Consider the following 19,328-nt stretch of genomic DNA (forward strand, 5'->3'; position numbering starts at 1 on the left):
AGCGCGCCGACGGTTTCGCATCAAAGTTGAAATAAATGGAGTATCGTTACTTCCCGATGCGATTGCCGCAGTCACACCTGCCGCAATGACTGCGTCTGATTCGAAGTGAAAGCGTAGTGCACGGCCCTCGCGGGCTATCAAAAAACTGTGACAACAGGAGAAAATTGCATGAAGGCTATTCAGGCGTTCAAACTGGCGGCAGGCACGATGCTCGTCGCCGCTTCGCTCCACGTGTACGCGCAGGACGCCGCCAGCGCGCCCGCCGCTGCACCGACCGACGCAGCCAAGGCTCAGCTGAAGGATTCGAAGGCGCAGTACAAGACGGCCAAGGCTGCGAACCGTGCGCTGTCGCGCAAGGTGCGCTCGGCACTCGCGAAGGCCAAGGACATCAGCGTGGCCAACATCACCGTGCGCGCTCGCGACGGCGCCGTGATCCTGCAAGGCACCGTGCCGGAGCAACCGCAGATCGACCGCGCCACGGAAGTGGCCAAGGGCGTGGCCGGCGTGACGTCGGTGAAGAACGCGCTGACGATCCGTCCGGTCGGGACCTGATCCGCTGCACGCGAACGGAATGCATCGCGCGCGTGGGGCGCGGGATGCAGTCCGCTTCAGCTTCGAAACCGCACATGCTATTCGTGAACCGAATTGCATGTGCGGTTTTTCTATGGGCGCGCGCCTCGTGATTTCAGGCTTCGACGTAATGCATGTCGGGCGATTGCCCCATCAGCAAAGGCTGATTCGCATCGGCGGCGGCGCGCAGATAATCCCAGAGCGACGTGATGCGCCGCAGCTTGCGCAACTCCTCGCGGCTGCATAGCCAGAAACGCCGCGTCACCACGATTTCGTCGGGCAGGATCGAGACCAGACGCGGATCGGGCTCCGCCATGAAGCACGGCAGGATCGCCAGCGCGCTGCCTTGCACGGCGGCGTGATATTGCGCGATCACGCTGGTGCTGCACAGATTCGCCTTGACGTTCGGCGCCGTGCGTTCGAGATAGAGCAACTCGTGGCTGAAGGCGAGATCGGCGACATAGCTGATGAACGCATGATGGCGCAGGTCGGCGGCACTGCGAATCGGTGCATGCCGCGCGAGATAGTCAGGTGTCCCATATAAACGCAGGCAGTAGTCGCTGAGCTTCGTGTACACGTACTGGCCGCGTTCCGGGCGCTCGAGCATGATGGCGAGATCGGCCTCGCGTTTCGACAGACTCACGAAATGTGGCACCGGCAGCAAATCGATCGACATGTCGGGATGCTGACCCGTGAAGCGCGCGAGTTGCGGCGCGAGAAAAAAGCAGCCGAAGCCTTCGGTCGATCCCACCCGAACGTGCCCTGAAAGCGATTGCGCGCCTAGCGCGAATTGCTCGCTCGCCGATTGCACCGTGGTTTCCACCGCGTCCGCGTAGGCGAGCAGGCGCTGGCCCTCGGCGGTCAGCACGAAACCGCCCGCGCGCGACTTGTCGAACAACACCGTGCCGAGCGCGGCTTCCAGCTCGCGCACGCGCCGCGCCACGGTAGTGTGATCGACGCCCAGGCGCTTCGCCGCGCCGCTCGCGCGCTGCGTGCGCGCCACTTCGAGGAAGTAGCGCAAATCGTCCCAGTTCAATGTCTCCATCTGTCCCGTTGTGTTTTTTTGCATATCGGATGGGCTTTTTCATCTCTATGCCGTGGATATTCGAATAACTATACTCGTTTGCAGGTCGCTGAAAAGACGGCCGCACACAATATGGATGGAGACAAAACGATGCACATGCAGTCCACCCCGGATGGGGCGGCAGTGGCCGTTCCCGTTCCAGAACAAAAACGCAGGGCGCGCGATTATCTGATCGCCGGCTGGGCCAGCATGGCCGGCACCACCATCGAGTGGTACGACTTCTTCCTCTACGGCACCGCCGCCGCACTCGTCTTCAACAAGGTTTTCTTTCCCACGCTCGACCCGATCCTCGGCACGCTCGCGGCCTTCGCGACGTATGGCGTGGGCTTCATCGGCCGGCCGATGGGCGGCATCGTGTTCGGCCATTTCGGCGACCGTATCGGCCGCAAGTCGATGCTGCTCGCCACGCTGCTGCTGATGGGCATTCCCAGCATGGCGATCGGCCTGATTCCCTCGTATCAGAGCATCGGTTACTGGGCCGCCGTGCTGCTCGTCGCCATGCGATTCCTCCAGGGTATGGCGGTGGGCGGCGAATGGGGCGGCGCGGTCCTGATGGCCGTCGAACACGCGCCGCCGGGACGCAAGGGCTTCTTCGGTTCGCTGCCGCAAACGGGCGTCGGATTCGGCCTGATTCTTTCGTCGATTGCGATGGCGGCCGTCACCGCGCTGCCCGAAGCCGATCTGCTCTCGTGGGGCTGGCGCATTCCGTTTCTGGCGAGCATTGCGCTGGTGCTGATCGGCTGGGTGATCCGCGTGCGCGTGCCCGAATCGCCCGATTTCGAACGCGTGAAAAAAGAGCGCGCGCCCGTGAATGCACCTGTGCTCGAAGTGATGCGACGCCAGCCGCGCGAACTGCTCCTGATCATCGGCGCGCGCACGGCGGAGAACACGTGGTTCTATCTGGTGGTGGCGTTTGCGCTTGCCTATGCCGCGAATCAGCTCAAGATTCCCAAGGCGCAGATCCTGCACGCGATCACGGCGGGTGCCGTGCTCTCGCTGGCGACGATGCCGTTCTGCGGCTGGCTCAGCGATCGTATCGGCCAGAAGCGTCTCTTTCTTGCGGGCCTCGTCGTGATGGCGGCGTTCGCCGCGCCGTTCTTCGCGATGCTCGAAACGCTGCATCCGCTGACCGTGTGGTGGGCGATGGTGCTCGGCGTCGGCGTGGTGTTTCCGATTCTCTATGCGCCCGAATCGCAATTGTTTGCCGCGCAGTTTCCGGCGGAAATCCGCTATAGCGGCATCTCGGTGTCGGTGCAGGTGGCCGGGGTGCTCGGCGGCGGCGTCGCGCCGATGATCGCGACCGCGCTGCTCGCCTGGGGCGGCGGCAATCCGCACTACGTGGTGGCGTATATGGTGGCGCTGGGCGTGATTGCGTTTGTGTGCACGCTGGCCATGCGCTCGCATCACGATTGATCGATATTTCGTATTCCTGTTCATCTGGTTAATCAGGTAGTCACGACCGGATCCGTTTATTCTTTTCGCAGAGAGTGCATCATGAACGCAGTCACCCAGGATTCCAACGCGCAGGTCTCGACCGTCAAGCTGCTGATCGACGGCGAGTTCGTCGAATCGACCAGCCAGGAATGGCGCGACATCGTCAATCCGGCCACGCAGGAGGTGCTGGCGCGCGTGCCGTTCGCGACCGTCGCGGAAGTCGATGCCGCAGTCAGGAGCGCGCAGGCTGCATTCGCCGAATGGAAGAACACGTCGATCGGCGCGCGTCTGCGCATCATGCTCAAATTGCAGGCGCTGATTCGCGAGAACATGTCGCGCATTGCGAAGACGCTCACGGCCGAGCAGGGCAAGACGCTGCCCGATGCCGAAGGCGATATCTTCCGCGGCCTCGAAGTGGTCGAGCACGCCTGTTCGATCGGCACGCTGCAGCAAGGCGGTTTTGCCGAGAACGTGGCGAGCGGCGTGGACACCTACACGCTGCAGCAGCCGATTGGCGTGTGCGCGGGCATCACGCCGTTCAATTTCCCCGCCATGATTCCGCTGTGGATGTTCCCGATGGCGATCGTGTGCGGCAACACCTTCGTGCTCAAGCCGTCCGAGCAGGACCCGCTCTCGACCATGCAGCTCGTCGAACTCGCGCTCGAAGCGGGCATTCCGAAGGGCGTGCTCAACGTCGTGCACGGCGGCAAGGAAGTGGTCGACGCGATCTGCTCGCATCCGCTCGTGAAGGCGATTTCGTTCGTCGGCTCCACGGCGGTGGGCACGCATGTATATCGCCTCGGCAGCGAGCACGGCAAGCGCGTGCAGTCGATGATGGGCGCGAAGAATCACGCCGTCGTGCTGCCCGATGCGAATCGCGAACAGACGCTCAACGCGCTGGCGGGCGCGGCGTTCGGCGCGGCGGGCCAACGCTGCATGGCGACGTCCGTCGTGGTGCTGGTGGGCGCGGCGCAGCAGTGGGTGCCCGAGCTCGTCGAGAAGGCCAAAACGCTCAAGGTGAACGCGGGCCACGAGCCGAAGACCGACGTCGGCCCGGTGGTCTCGCGTGCCGCGAAACAGCGCATTCTCGGTCTGATCGAAGCGGGCGTGAAGCAGGGCGCGACGCTCGCGCTCGACGGCCGCGACGTGAAGGTGTCCGGCTACGAAAACGGCAACTTCGTCGGCCCGACGATCTTCACGGACGTAAAGACCGACATGGACATCTACACCCAGGAAATTTTCGGGCCGGTGCTGGTCGTGCTCACGGCGAATACGCTCGACGAGGCGATCGCGCTCGTCAACGCGAATCCGTTCGGCAACGGCGTGGGCCTGTTCACGCAGAGCGGCGCGGCGGCGCGTAAATTCCAGAGCGAAATCGACATCGGCCAGGTCGGCATCAACATTCCGATTCCGGTGCCGGTGCCGTATTTCAGCTTCACCGGTTCGCGCGGTTCGAAGCTCGGCGATCTCGGTCCGTACGGCAAGCAGGTCGTGCAGTTCTATACGCAGACGAAAACCGTCACCGCGCGCTGGTTCGACGACGCGACCGTCAACGACGGCGTGAACACCACGATCAGCCTGCGCTAAACGCGAACGACCAAGGGGGAGATGCTCATGAAAATCGGTTTCATCGGGCTGGGCCATATGGGCGCGCCGATGGCGCTCAATCTGATCAAGGCGGGCCACGCGCTGAGCGTGTTCGACCTCAGCGCCGACGCCATGCGCACGCTCGCCGACGCGGGCGCGACGCTGGCGGGCTCGCCCAAAGCGGCCGCCACGGGCGCGGAGTGGGTCATCACCATGCTGCCGGCCGCCGCGCACGTGCGAGCGGTGCTGAGCGGCGAGGACGGCGTGCTGGCGGGCGTTTCGAAGGGCGTGACGATCATCGATTCGAGCACGATCGATCCGGCCAGCGCGAAGGCCTTCGCGGCGCTCGCGCAAGCGAACGGCAACCGCTTCGCCGATGCGCCGGTGTCGGGCGGCACGGGCGGCGCGGTGGCGGGCACGCTGACCTTCATGGTGGGCGGCACGGCCGAGCTGTATGAAAGCGTGAAGCCGGTGCTCTCCGGCATGGGCAAGAACATCGTCCATTGCGGCGAGACCGGCACGGGGCAGGTCGCGAAGCTCTGCAACAACCTCGTGCTCGGCGTGACGATGGCGGGCGTGGCGGAAGCGATGGCGCTCGGCGAGGCGCTCGGCATCGACGCGAAAGTGCTGGGCGGCATCATGAACACGTCGACGGGACGCTGCTGGAGTTCCGACACGTACAACCCGTTCCCGGGCGTGATCGAGACCGCGCCCTCGTCACGCGGTTATACGGGCGGCTTCGGCACCGATCTGATGCTCAAGGATCTGGGTCTCGCCACCGATGCCGCGAAGCAGGCGCGTCAGCCCGCGTACATGGGCGCGCTCGCGCAGCAGCTTTATCAGGCGATGAGCAGTCATGGCGACGGCAAGCTCGACTTCTCGGCGATCATCAAGCTGTATCGTCACGAAGGCGGCGAGAAGGGCTGATCGCTTCAGCCCGGACTGAAAACGGCGCGTGCCTCGATGGGCTCGCGCCGTTTTTGCGTCGGCAGCGTATTAATGCGCTTCGATCGCCTTCATGCGCGACTCGATGCGCTTGAGCAGGCGCTTGAACCACGCATCTAGCAGCGCATTCGACGGCGCGGCGAGCGTCGAGCACGCCAGAATGCGATAGACGTCGTTGCGCGTGAGCTTGGACGGACGCGCAGGATCGAGCCAGTCCTCGTTATCGACGAGACGTTCGAGCGTTTCGAGGCCGATCAGGATCGGCCACAGGCACGCGAGGCGCAGACGCAGCGACAGGCGCGGCAGCGCGAACGTGTAGTCGATGGCCGCGCGGAAATGATCGAGCGCGATGCGCACGAGGCCGAACATCAGCGGACGCGCGCGGGCCGAGGTGCCCGGCTGCATCAGGTCGGCGGGCGAGAGCGCCGCTTGCGCGAGCATCGTGGCGGGCAGATAGCAGCGGCCGATACGCAGATCCTTGCCGCAATCGCGCAGCACGTTCACCATCTGCAGCGCCTTGCCGAAGCGCACGCCGCGCCGGTACATGGTGTCGCGCAGTGCCGGATCGAGCGCGCCGGGCAGGTGCATATAGGTCATCTTCGTCCAGAACTCGCCCACGCAGCCCGCCACCAGATACGTATAGCGGTCGAGTTCGTCCCACGTGCCGAGCGCGGCGACCTGGCCCGAGCGCTCGTCGGGGAAGGTGCGCAGATCGAATTCCATGCCTTCCGTGAGCGTCGTGACGATCTCGCGCACGGCCGCGCGGTCCGCCTCGTCGAGCTGGCCGAGCACGTCGAGCGCGCCGTCGAGCGATTCGAGCAGCAGCTTTTCGTCCGATTGCGTCTGCTGACCGGCGACTTCGCCGGCGATGCGCTTGAGCGCGTCGTCGGACTGATCGCCGGCCACGCCGCCGGCGTTGCCGTTGACGCGCTCGCGGAAGGCCAGCAGCAGCGCGAGGCGCTGGGCCGGCGGGATCAGCGAGGTGTCGGCGATGGTGTCGGCGGCGCGCGCGAGCAGGTACGCTTCGCCCACCGGATCGCGCATGCCCACGGGCAACACGCGCAGCGTGAGGTAGAACGAGCGGGAAACGCCTTTGAGCAACGGCCCGAGCAGGTAGGCCCGGTTAGAATTCTGCATGTCGGTTGGGGCTGGTGAGACTGGACGAGGCTGAATAACGGCAGCCGCATTGTAGCGTGGACGGGGACTGACCGACCCGGCGCCGCCCGTCCGCGTAATCCGGCTCGCCGCGACGAGCGCTTGCGCGCGCGCTCCGGGGTCAATTCATCGCGCGATACGGCCGCATCCGCAAACACGCGGCAGCGGCGCTGCTCGACACCTACCCCTTCCCGTTGCGCGTTTTGTATGCGCCGAATCGCGTGCCTCGTTGATCTCCTGTTCAGCTTCTTGTCGGCTTATCGACAGTCGCGGTAATCGTTTTGGTTACGGCGTATTTTCCGCTTCTCTCGCCCCATTTCGCGCGACGTAATTTGAAAGGACTACGTTTTGCGCCGTCAAATACGGGCTCGGCGTGCAATGCGGCCCGCATGGTCGAGACGTAAATCGCCCATCTCTTACGCGGCAATATTGATGAAAGTAATACGCGTAACGCTAAGGGTAATGGCATCGCGGCGCCATCTCTCTACACTCCGCCGATGGTTTTCGTCACGGAGGCGCCGTCTATGTCCACGTCCACGTCACTTGCCATCGACTCGCTGCGCGGTTTCGAACTGACCGCGGATGGCCAGTATCTGATGGTGAACAGTAATCAGCCGGACAGCGTTGCCGTGCACTGTTCGGTCATGCATGAATTGCTGGCCGCGCTTTCCAACGCGATCGGCCGTTCTGAGCGCATTCGCCACAAGAGTGCGAGCGTCAAATTCACCATGCCCTGCGAGGCATGGGAGATCGGCCGCGAGTCGGGCGCCGTGCAGCATCTGGTGGTGAGTTTCCGCCTGCCCGGCGGCGCGGAGCTGTCGTTTCGCCTGCATCCGTCGCAAGCCGCGCACATGACTGAAGTGCTGTCGCTCGCGACCGGTCTCGCCAAGCCGCTGCGGCCCGCTTCGATGCGCGTGCAATAGCGCATGGCGGCCGTGCGCCGGCCGCTTCGTCACGTGGCCGCGGCTCCCGCCGCAGCCGTCCTTCTTGCCGCGCGCGCAACGCGGCGTTCCCGTTGGCCTTACTCTCGACCTCCCGCATGACGGTTTCATCTACCACGCGCTACACCCGCGCGCTGACCTTCGCTGGCCTCGGCCTGAGCATGGCGGCCACCGCACACGCCGCGGATCCTTTCGTGGTCCAGGACATTCGCATCGACGGCCTGCAGCGTATCGAACCGGGCACCGTGTTCGCCTATCTGCCGATCAAGCAGGGCGACACTTTCTCCGACGACAAGGCCTCCGACGCGATCCGCGCACTCTACGCAACGGGCTTTTTCAGCGATGTGCGCATTTCCACCGAAGGGCGCACGGTCGTCGTGCAGGTGCAGGAACGCGCGGCGATCGGCACGATCGACTTCGCGGGCATTCACGAATTCGACAAGGACAATCTGACCAAGGCGCTCAGCGCAGTGGGACTCTCGCCGGGCCGCAGCTACGACAAGGCGCTCGTCGATCGCGCGGAGCAGGAGCTCAAGCGCCAGTACCTCACGCGCGGCTATTACGCCGCCGAGGTGACGACGACCGTGACGCCGATCGACCGCAATCGCGTCGCGCTGCTGTTCTCGGTGATCGAAGGCCCGAGCGCGAAGATCCGCCAGGTGAACTTCATCGGCAACAATGCGTTCAGCGAAAGCACCTTGCGCGACGAGATGCAGTTGTCCACGCCGAACTGGTTTTCCTGGTACACGAAGAACGATCTGTACTCGAAGGACAAGCTCACGGGCGACCTGGAAAACGTGCGCTCGTACTATCTGGACCGCGGCTATCTGGAGTTCAATATCGACTCCACGCAGGTCTCGCTGTCGCCCGACAAGAAGGACATGTATCTGACGATCTCGATACATGAGGGCGAGCCGTACACGATTTCGAGCGTGAAGCTCGCGGGTAATCTGCTCAATCGCGAAGCCGAACTCACCAAGCTCATCGGCGTGAAGAAGGGCCAGCGTTTTTCGGCGCAGAAGCTCAAGGACACGACCAAGGCGCTCGTCGATCATCTCGGCGAATACGGTTACGCGTTCGCGACCGTCAATGCCGAACCGCAGATCGATCAGCAGCATCACACCGTCGCGCTGACGCTGCAGGTCGATCCGAGCCGCCGCGTGTATGTGCGTCACGTGAACATCACGGGCAATACGCGTACGCGCGACGAAGTGATTCGCCGCGAAATGCGCCAGCTCGAAAGCGCGTGGTTCGATTCGAATCGCCTCGCGCTTTCGAAGGACCGCGTGAATCGTCTGGGTTACTTCACCAACGTCGACGTGACGACCGTCCCCGTGGAAGGCACGCAGGATCAGGTCGACGTGGACGTGAACGTGACCGAGAAGCCTACCGGCACGCTTTCGCTGGGCGTGGGTTACGGCTCGGGCGAAGGCCCGATCATTTCGGCGGGCGTTTCGCAGGACAACGTGTTCGGTTCGGGCAATACGCTTTCGCTGAACGTGAATACGGCGAGCACGTACCGCACGCTGTCGGTCACGCAGATCGATCCGTATTTCACGGTCGACGGCATCAAGCGTATTACCGACGTCTATTACCGCACGACCGAACCGCTTTATTATTCGAGCACCAACGACACGAGCTTCCGTATCGTTTCGTATGGCGCGGACATGAAATTCGGCATTCCGTTTTCCGAAACCGACATGGTGTATTTCGGTCTCGGCATCGAACAGGATCGTCTGGATATCGACTCGGAAACGCCGCAGACGTATAAGGATTACGTCGCCGATTTCGGCCGCGTGTCGAACATCATTCCATTGACGGTGGGCTGGTCGCGCGACAATCGTGACAGCGCGCTGGTGCCGAGCCGCGGCTACTTCGCGCAGGCCAATGCCGAATACGGCACGCCTGCCGGCCTGCAGTACTACAAGGCCGACGCGCAGATGCAGTATTACTACTCGTTCGCACGCGGCTTCGTGCTGGGCCTGAACTTCCAGGGCGGCTACGGCAACGGCATTGGCGGCGCGTACCCGATCTTCAAGAACTACTACGCGGGCGGTATCGGTTCGGTGCGTGGCTACGAGTCGGGCTCGCTCGGCCCGCGCGACTCCAGCACGGGCGATCCGATCGGCGGCTCGAAGATGGTGGTCGGCAATATCGAACTCACGTTCCCGCTGCCGGGCACGGGCTACGACCGCACGCTGCGCGTCTTCACGTTCCTCGACGGCGGTAACGTCTGGGGTTCGGAGGGCAACAGCACCGGCGCGAACGGCCTGCGTTACAGCTACGGTGCGGGTCTGGAATGGATCTCGCCGATCGGGCCGCTCAAGCTCGACATCGGCTTCCCGATCGTCAAGCACGCGGGCGATCAGTATCAGAAGTTCCAGTTCCAGATCGGTACGTCGTTCTAAGCGGCGCTCAGATCAGCAACTCGATCGAGTGATACAGGCGGCGCCGCTCCGGGTCCTGCGAGGCTTCCCCGGAGCGGATCGCCGTCTTGAGGCAATCGAGAAAGCATTCCGCGGCGGCCGAGAGCGGCACGCCGCGACGCGCGACCACGCTCACCACGGTGCGGTCCACTTCTTCCTGTAGCGACAGCGCGCGCAGATTCTCGCGCGCGACGCGCGTCTCCACCAGCGGCCACGGAAAAATGCTGGCCATGTCGGTGTGCATGATCAGCCCCATCGCGACGATGAACGAATGCGCGAGGTGCACCGTGCGCGGCAGCGGCAGACCGTGGCGGCGAAACACGTCGTCGGCGATCATTTCCTTGCTGGCCGGGTCCCAGTTGAGCAACCATTCGCAATCCTGAAGATCGCGCAATGAATGCGTTTCTTCCAGCGGATGACCCTTGCGCACGACCACGGCCGATTCGGTGGCGAAGATCGGCGTCTGCGTGAATTCCGTATGCAGCGAAGCCGGCCCGGGCTTGCCGAGCGAGAAGTCGAGTGAGCCGTCGCGCAGACGCGGCATCACGATATTGAGCAGCCCCTCGTAGAACTCCAGGTGCATGTCGGGCATGCGCGCGCGAAACAGCGTGACGGCGTCGGGCAGAAACGAGAGCGCAAGCCACGGCGTCACGCCAATCGCGAGCTTGCCGCCGCCGCGGCCGCGCCGCGCGTCGAGTTCGTCCTGCGCGCGCGACATCTGGTGCACGATCGCGCGGGCGTGCACGAGCAGCGCCTGGCCCGCCTCGGTGAAGGCGATGCCGTTCGCGTTGCGCGTCACCAGCGCGATCTGCTGCTCGGCTTCGAGTTCGCGCACGGCCTTGGTGGCCGCGGCGGGCGAAATGCCGAGCGCACGCGCGGCCGCGCGGATGCTGCCGGTATCGGCCATGGCGACGAGCGCCCGGAACTGATGGAACTTCATGAGGGAAAACCCGAGTGCATACCTCTGGTTGGCGGGCCAACCATTGTAGGGCTGTCGGCGAAAAAGCGGCGTCATTATCCTGAGTCTCGAACCGTACCGAACCGTATCGATGCAGGAGACTCCGGATGAACACGATGGCGATCCCGCCCGAAATTGCCGCGATCGAAGCTGAAATGATCGCGCTGCGCCACGCCATTCACGCGCACCCCGAACTCGGCTACGAGGAGTTCGTGACGGGCGACCTTGTCGCGCAGCGGCTCGCCGAGTGGGGCTATGAGGTCCATCGCGGGCTGGGCGGCACGGGCGTGGTGGGCACGCTCAAGGCGGGCGACGGCACGCGCCGTCTGGGCCTGCGCGCCGACATGGACGCGCTGCCGATACACGAAGCCACGGGGCTCGATTACGCGAGCCGCATTCCGGGCAAGATGCACGCGTGCGGTCACGACGGCCACACCGCGATGCTGCTTGCGGCGGCCAGACATCTCGCGCAGTCGCGCAGTTTCAACGGCACGCTTCATCTGATCTTTCAACCGGCCGAGGAAGGCCTCGGTGGCGCGAAGCGCATGCTCGACGAAGGACTCTTCGAGCGCTTTCCGTGCGACGCCGTGTTCGCGATGCACAACATGCCGGGCTTTCCGACTGGCAAGCTGGGCTTTCGCGCGGGGCCGTTCATGGCGTCTTCGGATACCGTCGTGATCGACATCGACGGGCGCGGCGGCCACGGCGCGGTGCCGCATAAGGCCATCGATCCGGTGGTGGTGTGCGCGAACGTCGTGCTTGCGCTGCAGACCATCGTGTCGCGCAACGTGCCGCCGCTCGAGATGGCGATCGTCACGGTCGGCGCGATACATGCGGGCGACGCGCCCAACGTGATTCCGCAGACCGCGCAGATGAAACTCTCGGTGCGCGCGCTGCGTCCCGACGTGCGCGATCTGCTGGAGGAGCGCATTACCGCGCTCGTGCATGCGCAGGCGAGCGTGTATGGCGCGACGGCGCGCATCGATTATCAGCGTCGCTATCCGGTGCTCGTGAACGAGCCGGCCATGACTGCATTCGCGCAGGACGTGGCGCGCGACTGGCTCGGCGAAGGCGGTCTGATTCACGACATGGACCCGCTCACGGGTAGCGAGGATTTTGCGTTTCTGCTCGAACACTGCGCTGGCAGCTACCTGATCATTGGTAACGGCGACGGGGAGGGCGGCTGCATGGTTCACAACCCCGGCTACGATTTCAACGACGACTGCCTCGCGACGGGTGCGGCGTATTGGGTGAAATTGACCGAACGTTTCTTGCAGCCGTGATTACGAATAATTGATTCGGATAGCGAGCGATTCAGCATTCGAGTGTGCTACGCGCTCGGGTCGAGACAGAAGGAGACACACGATGAACGCCACTTTGCTGCACAGCGACTCCGGTGCGCCGCCGCATGCGCATTCTCGCGCCACGCGTGCGAAGGCTATTGCCGCGATCACGCTTGGCAACGGCCTCGAGTTTTTCGACTTCACGGTGTACAGCTTTTTCGCCTCGACCATCGGCGCTCTGTATTTTCCGGTGCACGGCGCGTTGAATCAATTGATGCTGGCCGTCGGCAGTTTCGGCGTGGGTTTCATCGTGCGTCCGCTGGGTGGCGTCTTCATCGGTGCGTTTGCCGATCGCGCGGGCCGTAAAGCAGCGATGACGCTTACGCTCTGGCTGATGGCGCTTGGCTCGGCGCTCATCGCCTTCGCGCCCACGTATGCGCAGATCGGGCTGCTCGCGCCCGCGCTTATCTTGCTCGCGCGTCTGATTCAGGGCTTTGCGGTGGGCGGCGAAGTGGGCGCGTCCACCTCGCTCCTGCTCGAATACGCCGACGACCGCACACGTGGCTTCTACGGCAGCTGGCAGTTCGTGAGTCAGGGGCTCAACGCCGTATGCGGCGCGCTGATCGGCGTCGCGCTTTCGACAGCACTCACGCCTTCGGCACTTGAAAGCTGGGGCTGGCGCGTGCCGTTCGTGCTTGGCATGCTGGTCGCGCCGGTGGGCGTGTATATTCGCCGCCATCTCGACGAAACCCTCGTTCACGCGCAACCCGCAGAAAGCACCGCCGCTGAGGACGTCGCGCGTCCGTTGCGCGAGATTTTCACGCGCCATCGCGTGGCGCTCGTCGCGGGCGTGGTCACGACGATAGGCGGTACGGCGGCCAACTACATCGTGTTGTTCTACATGTCGACGTACGCGATCCGGATTCTCGGCCTGCCGGTTTCAGTCGGCATGAGCGCCGCGCTCGTGGCCGCGCTCGTGACGGCGGTCTGCTCGCCGTTCGCGGGCTGGCTCTCCGACCGGGTGGGGCGCAAGTGGGTCTTCGGCGTCTCGCGCGTGCTGCTGATCGCCGCGATCTATCCCGCGTTCATGCTGATCCACGCGATGCCGACCGTCGGCATGGTGCTGGCCGTTGTGGCCGTGCTGGGCGCACTCGTCGCGTTCACGGCGGTGCCGAATATCGTCATGCTGCCCGAGTTGTTTCCGCAATCGATTCGCGTGACGGGCATGTCGATCGTGTACTGCGTGGGTGTGTCGATATTTGGTGGCTTTGCGCAATTCTTCGCAACGTGGCTCATCAAGCTGCTCGGCAATCCGCTTGCGCCCGCGTGGTATCTGATTGGCTGCGGGGCGGTTTCGTTGCTGGCATTGCCGTTGATTCGCGAACCGGCGGGCCGTCCGCTCGATTGACATGTGCCCGTATTGCCGTGCGCTATACGCTTTTGGCGCACGTTGCCCCTTTTTTAACGCGATTTTTGCGCGCGTCTTTCTAGAATCGAGCCATGTTCAACAACACGCGCGCCGCGCAATCCGGCGGCGCGCGACCGCACGACATGGCATCGCTCCTTCCGCATCGTCTCGCTTTAACTTCGTCACATAAACCGAAGGCGCGCGGCGCGCGCTTTGATGCCTCGTACGCGACGCAGCGCGCCGCGCGCGTGCAGATGATCGTACGCGTCGCACCACCCGATGCGCAACTCGCGCGCCGGCTGCTGCACGGCATGCTCGGCGATGCACTGGGCGTGCATACCATCGACATCGACCGGCGCAGCGAACTCGCCTGTCTGCATGTCGCGCTCGAACGCAGCCGCGTGCCGGATGCCATGGCTCTGCTGATCCGTACGTTGCCAGGCGCGGAATTCGGCGCAATCAGGCAATTGGAGCGCGATCGTTGAAACGCATTGCAACGCCTTGAAGCGTTTGCTGAGTCGTTACTTGAATCGCACATGTTTGCAATCCCCCGATTTCATTTCCGCCGATGTAATGCAGTTGGCGATTATTTCGCCATGCGTAGCAAACTCACGAGAATGGCAAACATCAACGTGCCCCTACGGGAAACGCAGTAATATCTGCTCCGAGCTTCAAGGCGGCGCAGCACGTCCGGCATAACCGGACTCGCCTCGGGTTCGTCGGTCCAGCGTAGATCGTCGACAACGGAGAGAACAGCATGTTATGCGGAATCCGGCTTGCCCGTTTGTGCCTGTCGTTGGGATTGCTGCTTGGAGTTGCTGCGTGCCATGAGAAGACGCCCGTTGCGTCGGCGCCGCCGCCTGCCAATGTCGATGTAATCGACGTCGCGTTGCGCGATGTGCCCGTGGTATTCGATTACGTCGCGCAGACGGAAAGCTCGCAGCAGGTCGAAATTCGCGCGCGCGTGAATGGCTTTCTGGAAAAGCGCGTGTATCAGGAAGGTGCGCTGGTTCATCAGGGCGACGTGATGTTCGTGATGGACCGCAAGCCGTTCGAGGCTGCGCTCGACGCGGCGCGCGCTGAATATGCGCAGCAGAAGGCGCGGCTCGATACGGCGCAGGCCAACCTGAATCGCGTGCGTCCGCTCGTTGCCAAGAACGCCTTGAGCCAGAAAGACCTCGACGACTCAGTCGGTCAGCAGCAAGCCGCGGCCGCTGCGCTCGAACAGGCGCGTGCCAATGTCACGAGCGCGAGCCTCAATCTCGGCTATACGACCATCACCGCGCCGGTGACCGGCTTGTCGAGTTTCGCCAAGAAGCAGGACGGCTCGTATATCGACGCCACCAATAGCCTGCTCACTTATGTCGCCAAACTCGATCCCATGTGGATCAACTTCTCGTTGTCCGAGAACGAGATGCTGGATCTGCGCACGCAGATCAAGAGCGGCGCGCTCAAGTTTCCGCAGCTTGGCAAACTCGAAGCGGTCATCGTGCTTGCGGACGGCAGTGTGTATCCGTATCGCGGCCGCATTGCCTTTACCGATGCGTCGCTGAGCACGGAAACCGGCACGTATCTGATTCGTGCCGAAGTGCCGAATCCGACTGGCGCGTTGCGTCCGGGCCAATTCGTGCGAATCAAGTTGCTCGGCGCGGATCGCGCGAGCGCGGTGGCGGTGCCGCAGGACGCGGTAATGCAGGGGCCGCGCGGCGCCTATGTCTGGACTGTCGACAAGGATGGCAAGGCGCAGCAGCGCTCGGTGGAAACGGGCGAGTGGAATGGCAACGACTGGGTCATTCGTTCGGGGCTGCACGCGGGGGACCGCGTCGTGGTCGACAATACTTTGCGGCTGATGCCGGGCGCTGTCGTAAAAGCAAACGTGGTGGCAACGCCGCCGGCCAGCGTGAAAATCCCCGGCGCCGATACCGCCAATGCGCAAGTCGCGAATCCTGATGAATCAGCGAAGCAGGCTGCTCCGCAAAACGGCGCGAGCGCTTCCAGTGCGAAAAGCGCAGCCCCGGCGACGTCGACCGAAGCGAATGCCGCTGCACTGACCCGGCTTTATTTCGAAGTCGGGAGCGCCAGCCTCGACGCTCAATCGGCCAGTGCGCTGGCCGCTGTCGCGCAGCGTCTCGTGAGTGCGCCGGACACGCACGTGGTGATCTCCGGCTACACCGATTCAAGCGGCTCGTATGCCGCGAACGAACGTCTGGCCGCCTCGCGTGCGGCGACCGTGCGGGCGGCGCTGATCGTGGCGGGCGTGCAGAATGCGCGCATCGACATGCGCAAACCCGCGCGTATCGTCGCCACCGATCCTCCCGACAAGTCGCGCCGCGTGGATGTCACGCTCTCGCCCACCGCAGGGGGGTGAGCGATGAAGTTATCCCACTTCTTTATCGACCGGCCCATTTTCGCGTCGGTGCTCTCGATTATTCTCGTGGTGGCGGGCCTGGTGTCGATGTTCAATCTGCCGATTGCGCAGTTTCCCGACATCGCGCCGCCCACGATCACCGTGAGCGCCACGTATCCGGGCGCGAGCGCCGACATCGTCGCGCAGAATGTGGCCGCGCCCATCGAGCAGCAGGTGAATGGCGCCGACAACATGATGTATATGAGTTCGTCGAGTTCGTCGACGGGCAATATGACGCTCACGGTGTATTTCAATATCGGCACCGATCCGTCGCTCGCGCAGGTGGACGTGCAGAACCGCGTGAATCTCGCGCTGCCCACGCTGCCCGATGCGGTGACGGCGCAAGGCGTCTCGGTGCAAAAGCGCTCGTCGGCGTTCATGATGGTGATCGCGATCTATTCACCCGACAACGCTTATGACCAGGCGTATGTGGCGAATTACGCGAACGTGTATGTGCTCGACGCGCTCAAGCGTATTCCGGGCGCGAATCAGGCGTCGATTTTCGGTTCCGCCGACTACGCGATGCGCATCTGGCTCAAACCTGATCGCATGGCGAAACTGGGCATCACAGTCGCCGACGTGCAGAACGCCGTCAGCGCGCAGAATCAGCAGTTTTCCGCGGGACGATTAGGCCAGTCGCCCACCGACGCGCCCGTGCAGCAGACGTTTCCGGTGGCGACCAAAGGGCGTCTGACCGAGCCGGTCGATTTCGACAACATCATTTTGCGCGCAGGGTCGGGCGACGCCGCCATCGTGCGCATCAAGGATATCGGTCACGCGGAACTCGGCGCGAAGGATTATTCATTGCGCGGCCGTTATAACGGCAAAACGGCGACGCTGATCGCGGTCTATCAGCAGCCGGGCGCGAACGCGCTGCAAGTGGCCAAGCAGGTGCGTGCGACGCTGGAGCAATTAAAGAAGAATTTCCCGCCCGGCCTGAAATACGAAGTGGCGCTCGACACCACCGAATTCGTGCGCGAGTCGATCGGCGAAGTGGTGCATACCTTGCGCGACGCCGTGATACTCGTGATTCTGGTGGTCTACATCTTCCTGCAGAGTTTTCGCGCGACACTCGTGCCAATTCTCGCGGTGCCGGTGTCGATTATCGGGGCGTTCATCGGCATGGAGGCATTCGGCTTTTCGATCAATATGCTCACCTTGTTCGGCATGGTGCTGGCCATCGGCATTGTGGTGGACGACGCGATCGTCGTGATTGAAAACGTCGAGCGCAATATGAGCGAATTCAAATTGCCGCCGAAAGAAGCGGCCAAACGCGCGATGGACGAAGTGAGCGGGCCGGTGGTGGCCATCGTGCTCGTGCTGCTTGCGGTGTTTATTCCTGTGGCGTTTCTTTCCGGTATCACGGGCCAGCTTTATAAACAGTTCGCGGTGACGATTGCGGTGTCGGTGGTGTTGTCGGGCGTGGTCGCGCTGACGCTGTCGCCCGCACTGGCCGCCATTCTGCTCAAGCCGGGCGAGCAGAAGAAGAACCGCTTTTTCCGCTGGTTCAACGACAGATTCGACAAGATCACCAATGGCTATGGCAGTTGGGTGCAGACTGCGATTCGCCGCGTGCTGCTGTCGATCGGATTGATCGTCGTGATGCTGATCGCCACGGGTGGTCTCTTCAAAACCATTCCGTCGTCGTTTTTGCCGGTGGAGGACCAAGGCTATCTGCTCGGCGCCGTCGTGTTGCCCGACGCCGCCAGTCTCGACCGCACCGGAGAATTGTCGAAGAAGGCGGAAGACTGGTTCGCAAAGCAACCCGCCGTGAGTTCGGTGGCGGCGCCTATCGGCTATAGCTTGATCGACTCGCAATATAAATCGAATGCGGGCACGCTGTTCATTACGCTCAAGGGCTTCAAGGAGCGCGGCGAAAACGGCACGGCGCAGGATCTGATTCGCGCGGCGACGAAAGTGTTTTCGGGCTTCAAGGACGGTGCGGTGGTGCCGCTCAATCCACCTTCGATTCCGGGCCTCGGCACCACGGGCGGATTCGAATTCTGGCTGCAGAGCACAGGCGACGGCAGTTATCAGCAACTCGAGGAAAAGGTGCGCCAGTTCATTGCCAAGGCGCGCCAGAATCCCGCATTACGCAGCGTGAATTCGACCATCAATACCAATTCGCGGCAATTGCTGGTGGAAGTCGACCGCGAGCGCGCGGAAACGCTCGGCGTGCCGATTCAGGATGTGTATTCCGCGTTGCAGACGATGTTCGGGTCGTCGTATGTGAGCCAGTTTCCAAAGGGTAGCCGTCTGTTTCAGGTGATCGTGCAGGCGGAGCCGCAATACCGCACGCGTCCGGAAGATATTCAGCAGCTTTACGTGCGCAATACGAGCGGGCAGATGGTGCCGATCAAGGCGCTGGCCACGGTCCGTTTCGTGCCGGGAGCGGATATCGTGAATCGCTTCAATAATTTCCCGGCGGCCAAGCTGACCGGCGATGCCGCGCCCGGTCACAGTTCCGGCGAAGCGATTGCGGCAATGGAAGAGATCGCGCGCGAAACGCTCGGCGACGGCTACAACTACGAATGGAGCGGCCAGGCCTACGAAGAAAAGCAGGCGGGCTCGACGGCGGCGCTCGTGTTTGCCTTCGCGTTGCTGATGGTGTTCCTGATTCTCGCGGCGCAATACGAAAAATGGTCGCTGCCGATCGGCGTGCTGCTCGCCGTGCCCTTTGCGTTGTTTGGCGCGCTGGTGGGCATTTTCATACGCGGTATGGAAAACGACGTGTATTTCCAGATTGGTTTGACGGTGCTGATTGCGCTGGCCGCGAAGAACGCCATTCTTATTTTCGAATTCGCGGTGGAAATGCGCGAGAAAGAAGGGCTGTCGCCTTACGACGCGGCGTTGCGCGCCGCGAAATTGCGGCTGCGGCCGATCATTATGACGTCGCTCGCGTTCATTCTCGGTTGCGTGCCGCTTGCGATCGCCAGCGGCGCGTCGGCGGCGAGCCGGCGCTCGCTGGGCACCGGCGTGATTTTCGGCATGCTCGGCGCGACGGTGATCGCACTGTTCTTCATCCCGATGTTCTTCTGGGGCCTCGAAACGCTGTCGTCGCGCAAGACGCCGAAGCCCGAGCCGAACCTGCCGCCGCCGTCGGCGCCGCCCGCGCAGGAGGGTTGAAGCC

General features: G+C 63.2%; 14 protein-coding genes. 11 read left to right on the plus strand and 3 right to left on the minus strand.

Translation table 11 applies throughout. The features are described 5' to 3' along the window. The first annotated feature begins 168 nt into the window (after positions 1-168). Positions 169-552, plus strand: coding sequence for a BON domain-containing protein (locus BMY06_RS25095; RefSeq protein WP_065065923.1), 384 nt, complete (start codon positions 169-171; stop codon positions 550-552). A gap of 133 nt (positions 553-685) precedes the next feature. Here BMY06_RS25095 and BMY06_RS25100 read toward each other — a convergent pair whose 3' ends face one another. After that, entirely contained in the window at positions 686-1,639 is a 954-nt protein-coding gene (locus tag BMY06_RS25100) for a LysR family transcriptional regulator (protein ID WP_065065922.1), read from the minus strand. Positions 1,640-1,744: 105 nt separating this feature from the next. Between BMY06_RS25100 and BMY06_RS25105 the strand changes: the two genes are divergently transcribed. From BMY06_RS25105 to mmsB, 3 genes are all read left to right on the plus strand, one after another. Further along, positions 1,745-3,067 (plus strand): MFS transporter, encoded by a 1,323-nt coding sequence (locus tag BMY06_RS25105; protein WP_074985932.1) that lies wholly within the window; start codon positions 1,745-1,747, stop codon positions 3,065-3,067. An 81-nt stretch (positions 3,068-3,148) separates the two neighbouring features. Next, complete coding sequence (locus BMY06_RS25110; protein WP_074985934.1) at positions 3,149-4,675, plus strand: CoA-acylating methylmalonate-semialdehyde dehydrogenase; 1,527 nt, start codon at positions 3,149-3,151, stop codon at positions 4,673-4,675. A 27-nt stretch (positions 4,676-4,702) separates the two neighbouring features. Beyond that, complete coding sequence (gene mmsB, locus BMY06_RS25115) at positions 4,703-5,602, plus strand: 3-hydroxyisobutyrate dehydrogenase (protein WP_074986029.1); 900 nt, start codon at positions 4,703-4,705, stop codon at positions 5,600-5,602. 69 nt (positions 5,603-5,671) lie between these two features. On the opposite strand, the gene BMY06_RS25120 is transcribed toward mmsB, so the two are convergent. Next, a complete protein-coding gene (locus tag BMY06_RS25120) occupies positions 5,672-6,757 on the minus strand; it encodes a phytoene/squalene synthase family protein (protein ID WP_065065920.1) in 1,086 nt (361 codons plus the stop codon). 542 nt (positions 6,758-7,299) lie between these two features. On the opposite strand from BMY06_RS25120, the gene BMY06_RS25125 reads away from it, so the two are divergent. Together BMY06_RS25125 and bamA are read left to right on the plus strand one after the other, a co-directional pair. Continuing rightward, positions 7,300-7,698 carry a hypothetical protein gene (locus BMY06_RS25125; protein WP_065065970.1) on the plus strand — a complete coding sequence of 133 codons (399 nt, stop codon included), beginning with the start codon at positions 7,300-7,302 and terminating at the stop codon, positions 7,696-7,698. A 179-nt stretch (positions 7,699-7,877) separates the two neighbouring features. After that, entirely contained in the window at positions 7,878-10,124 is a 2,247-nt protein-coding gene (gene bamA, locus BMY06_RS25130; protein ID WP_231957823.1) for an outer membrane protein assembly factor BamA, read from the plus strand. 7 nt (positions 10,125-10,131) lie between these two features. On the opposite strand, the gene BMY06_RS25135 is transcribed toward bamA, so the two are convergent. Next, positions 10,132-11,082 carry a LysR substrate-binding domain-containing protein gene (locus tag BMY06_RS25135; protein WP_074985936.1) on the minus strand — a complete coding sequence of 317 codons (951 nt, stop codon included), beginning with the start codon at positions 11,080-11,082 and terminating at the stop codon, positions 10,132-10,134. A 125-nt stretch (positions 11,083-11,207) separates the two neighbouring features. Here BMY06_RS25135 and BMY06_RS25140 point away from each other — a divergent pair, with 125 nt between their 5' ends. The 5 genes from BMY06_RS25140 (at position 11,208) to BMY06_RS25160 (ending at position 19,324) form a co-directional block, all read left to right on the plus strand. Continuing rightward, positions 11,208-12,383 (plus strand): M20 aminoacylase family protein, encoded by a 1,176-nt coding sequence (locus BMY06_RS25140; RefSeq protein ID WP_065065918.1) that lies wholly within the window; start codon positions 11,208-11,210, stop codon positions 12,381-12,383. An 82-nt stretch (positions 12,384-12,465) separates the two neighbouring features. Beyond that, the gene (locus BMY06_RS25145; RefSeq protein ID WP_074985938.1) at positions 12,466-13,791 is read left to right on the plus strand and encodes an MFS transporter; all 1,326 of its coding nucleotides are present in this window, start codon (positions 12,466-12,468) and stop codon (positions 13,789-13,791) included. 143 nt (positions 13,792-13,934) lie between these two features. Further along, the gene (locus tag BMY06_RS25150; RefSeq protein ID WP_143064436.1) at positions 13,935-14,276 is read left to right on the plus strand and encodes a hypothetical protein; all 342 of its coding nucleotides are present in this window, start codon (positions 13,935-13,937) and stop codon (positions 14,274-14,276) included. Positions 14,277-14,548: 272 nt separating this feature from the next. Continuing rightward, a complete protein-coding gene (locus BMY06_RS25155) occupies positions 14,549-16,159 on the plus strand; it encodes an efflux RND transporter periplasmic adaptor subunit (protein WP_074985940.1) in 1,611 nt (536 codons plus the stop codon). Between the two features lie 3 nt (positions 16,160-16,162). Further along, on the plus strand, positions 16,163-19,324 hold the full coding sequence (locus BMY06_RS25160; RefSeq protein ID WP_074985941.1) for an efflux RND transporter permease subunit: 3,162 nt from the start codon (positions 16,163-16,165) through the stop codon (positions 19,322-19,324). Positions 19,325-19,328 lie beyond the last annotated feature (4 nt).

This window comes from Paraburkholderia tropica (genome assembly GCF_900109265.1).
Classification (GTDB): domain Bacteria; phylum Pseudomonadota; class Gammaproteobacteria; order Burkholderiales; family Burkholderiaceae; genus Paraburkholderia; species Paraburkholderia tropica.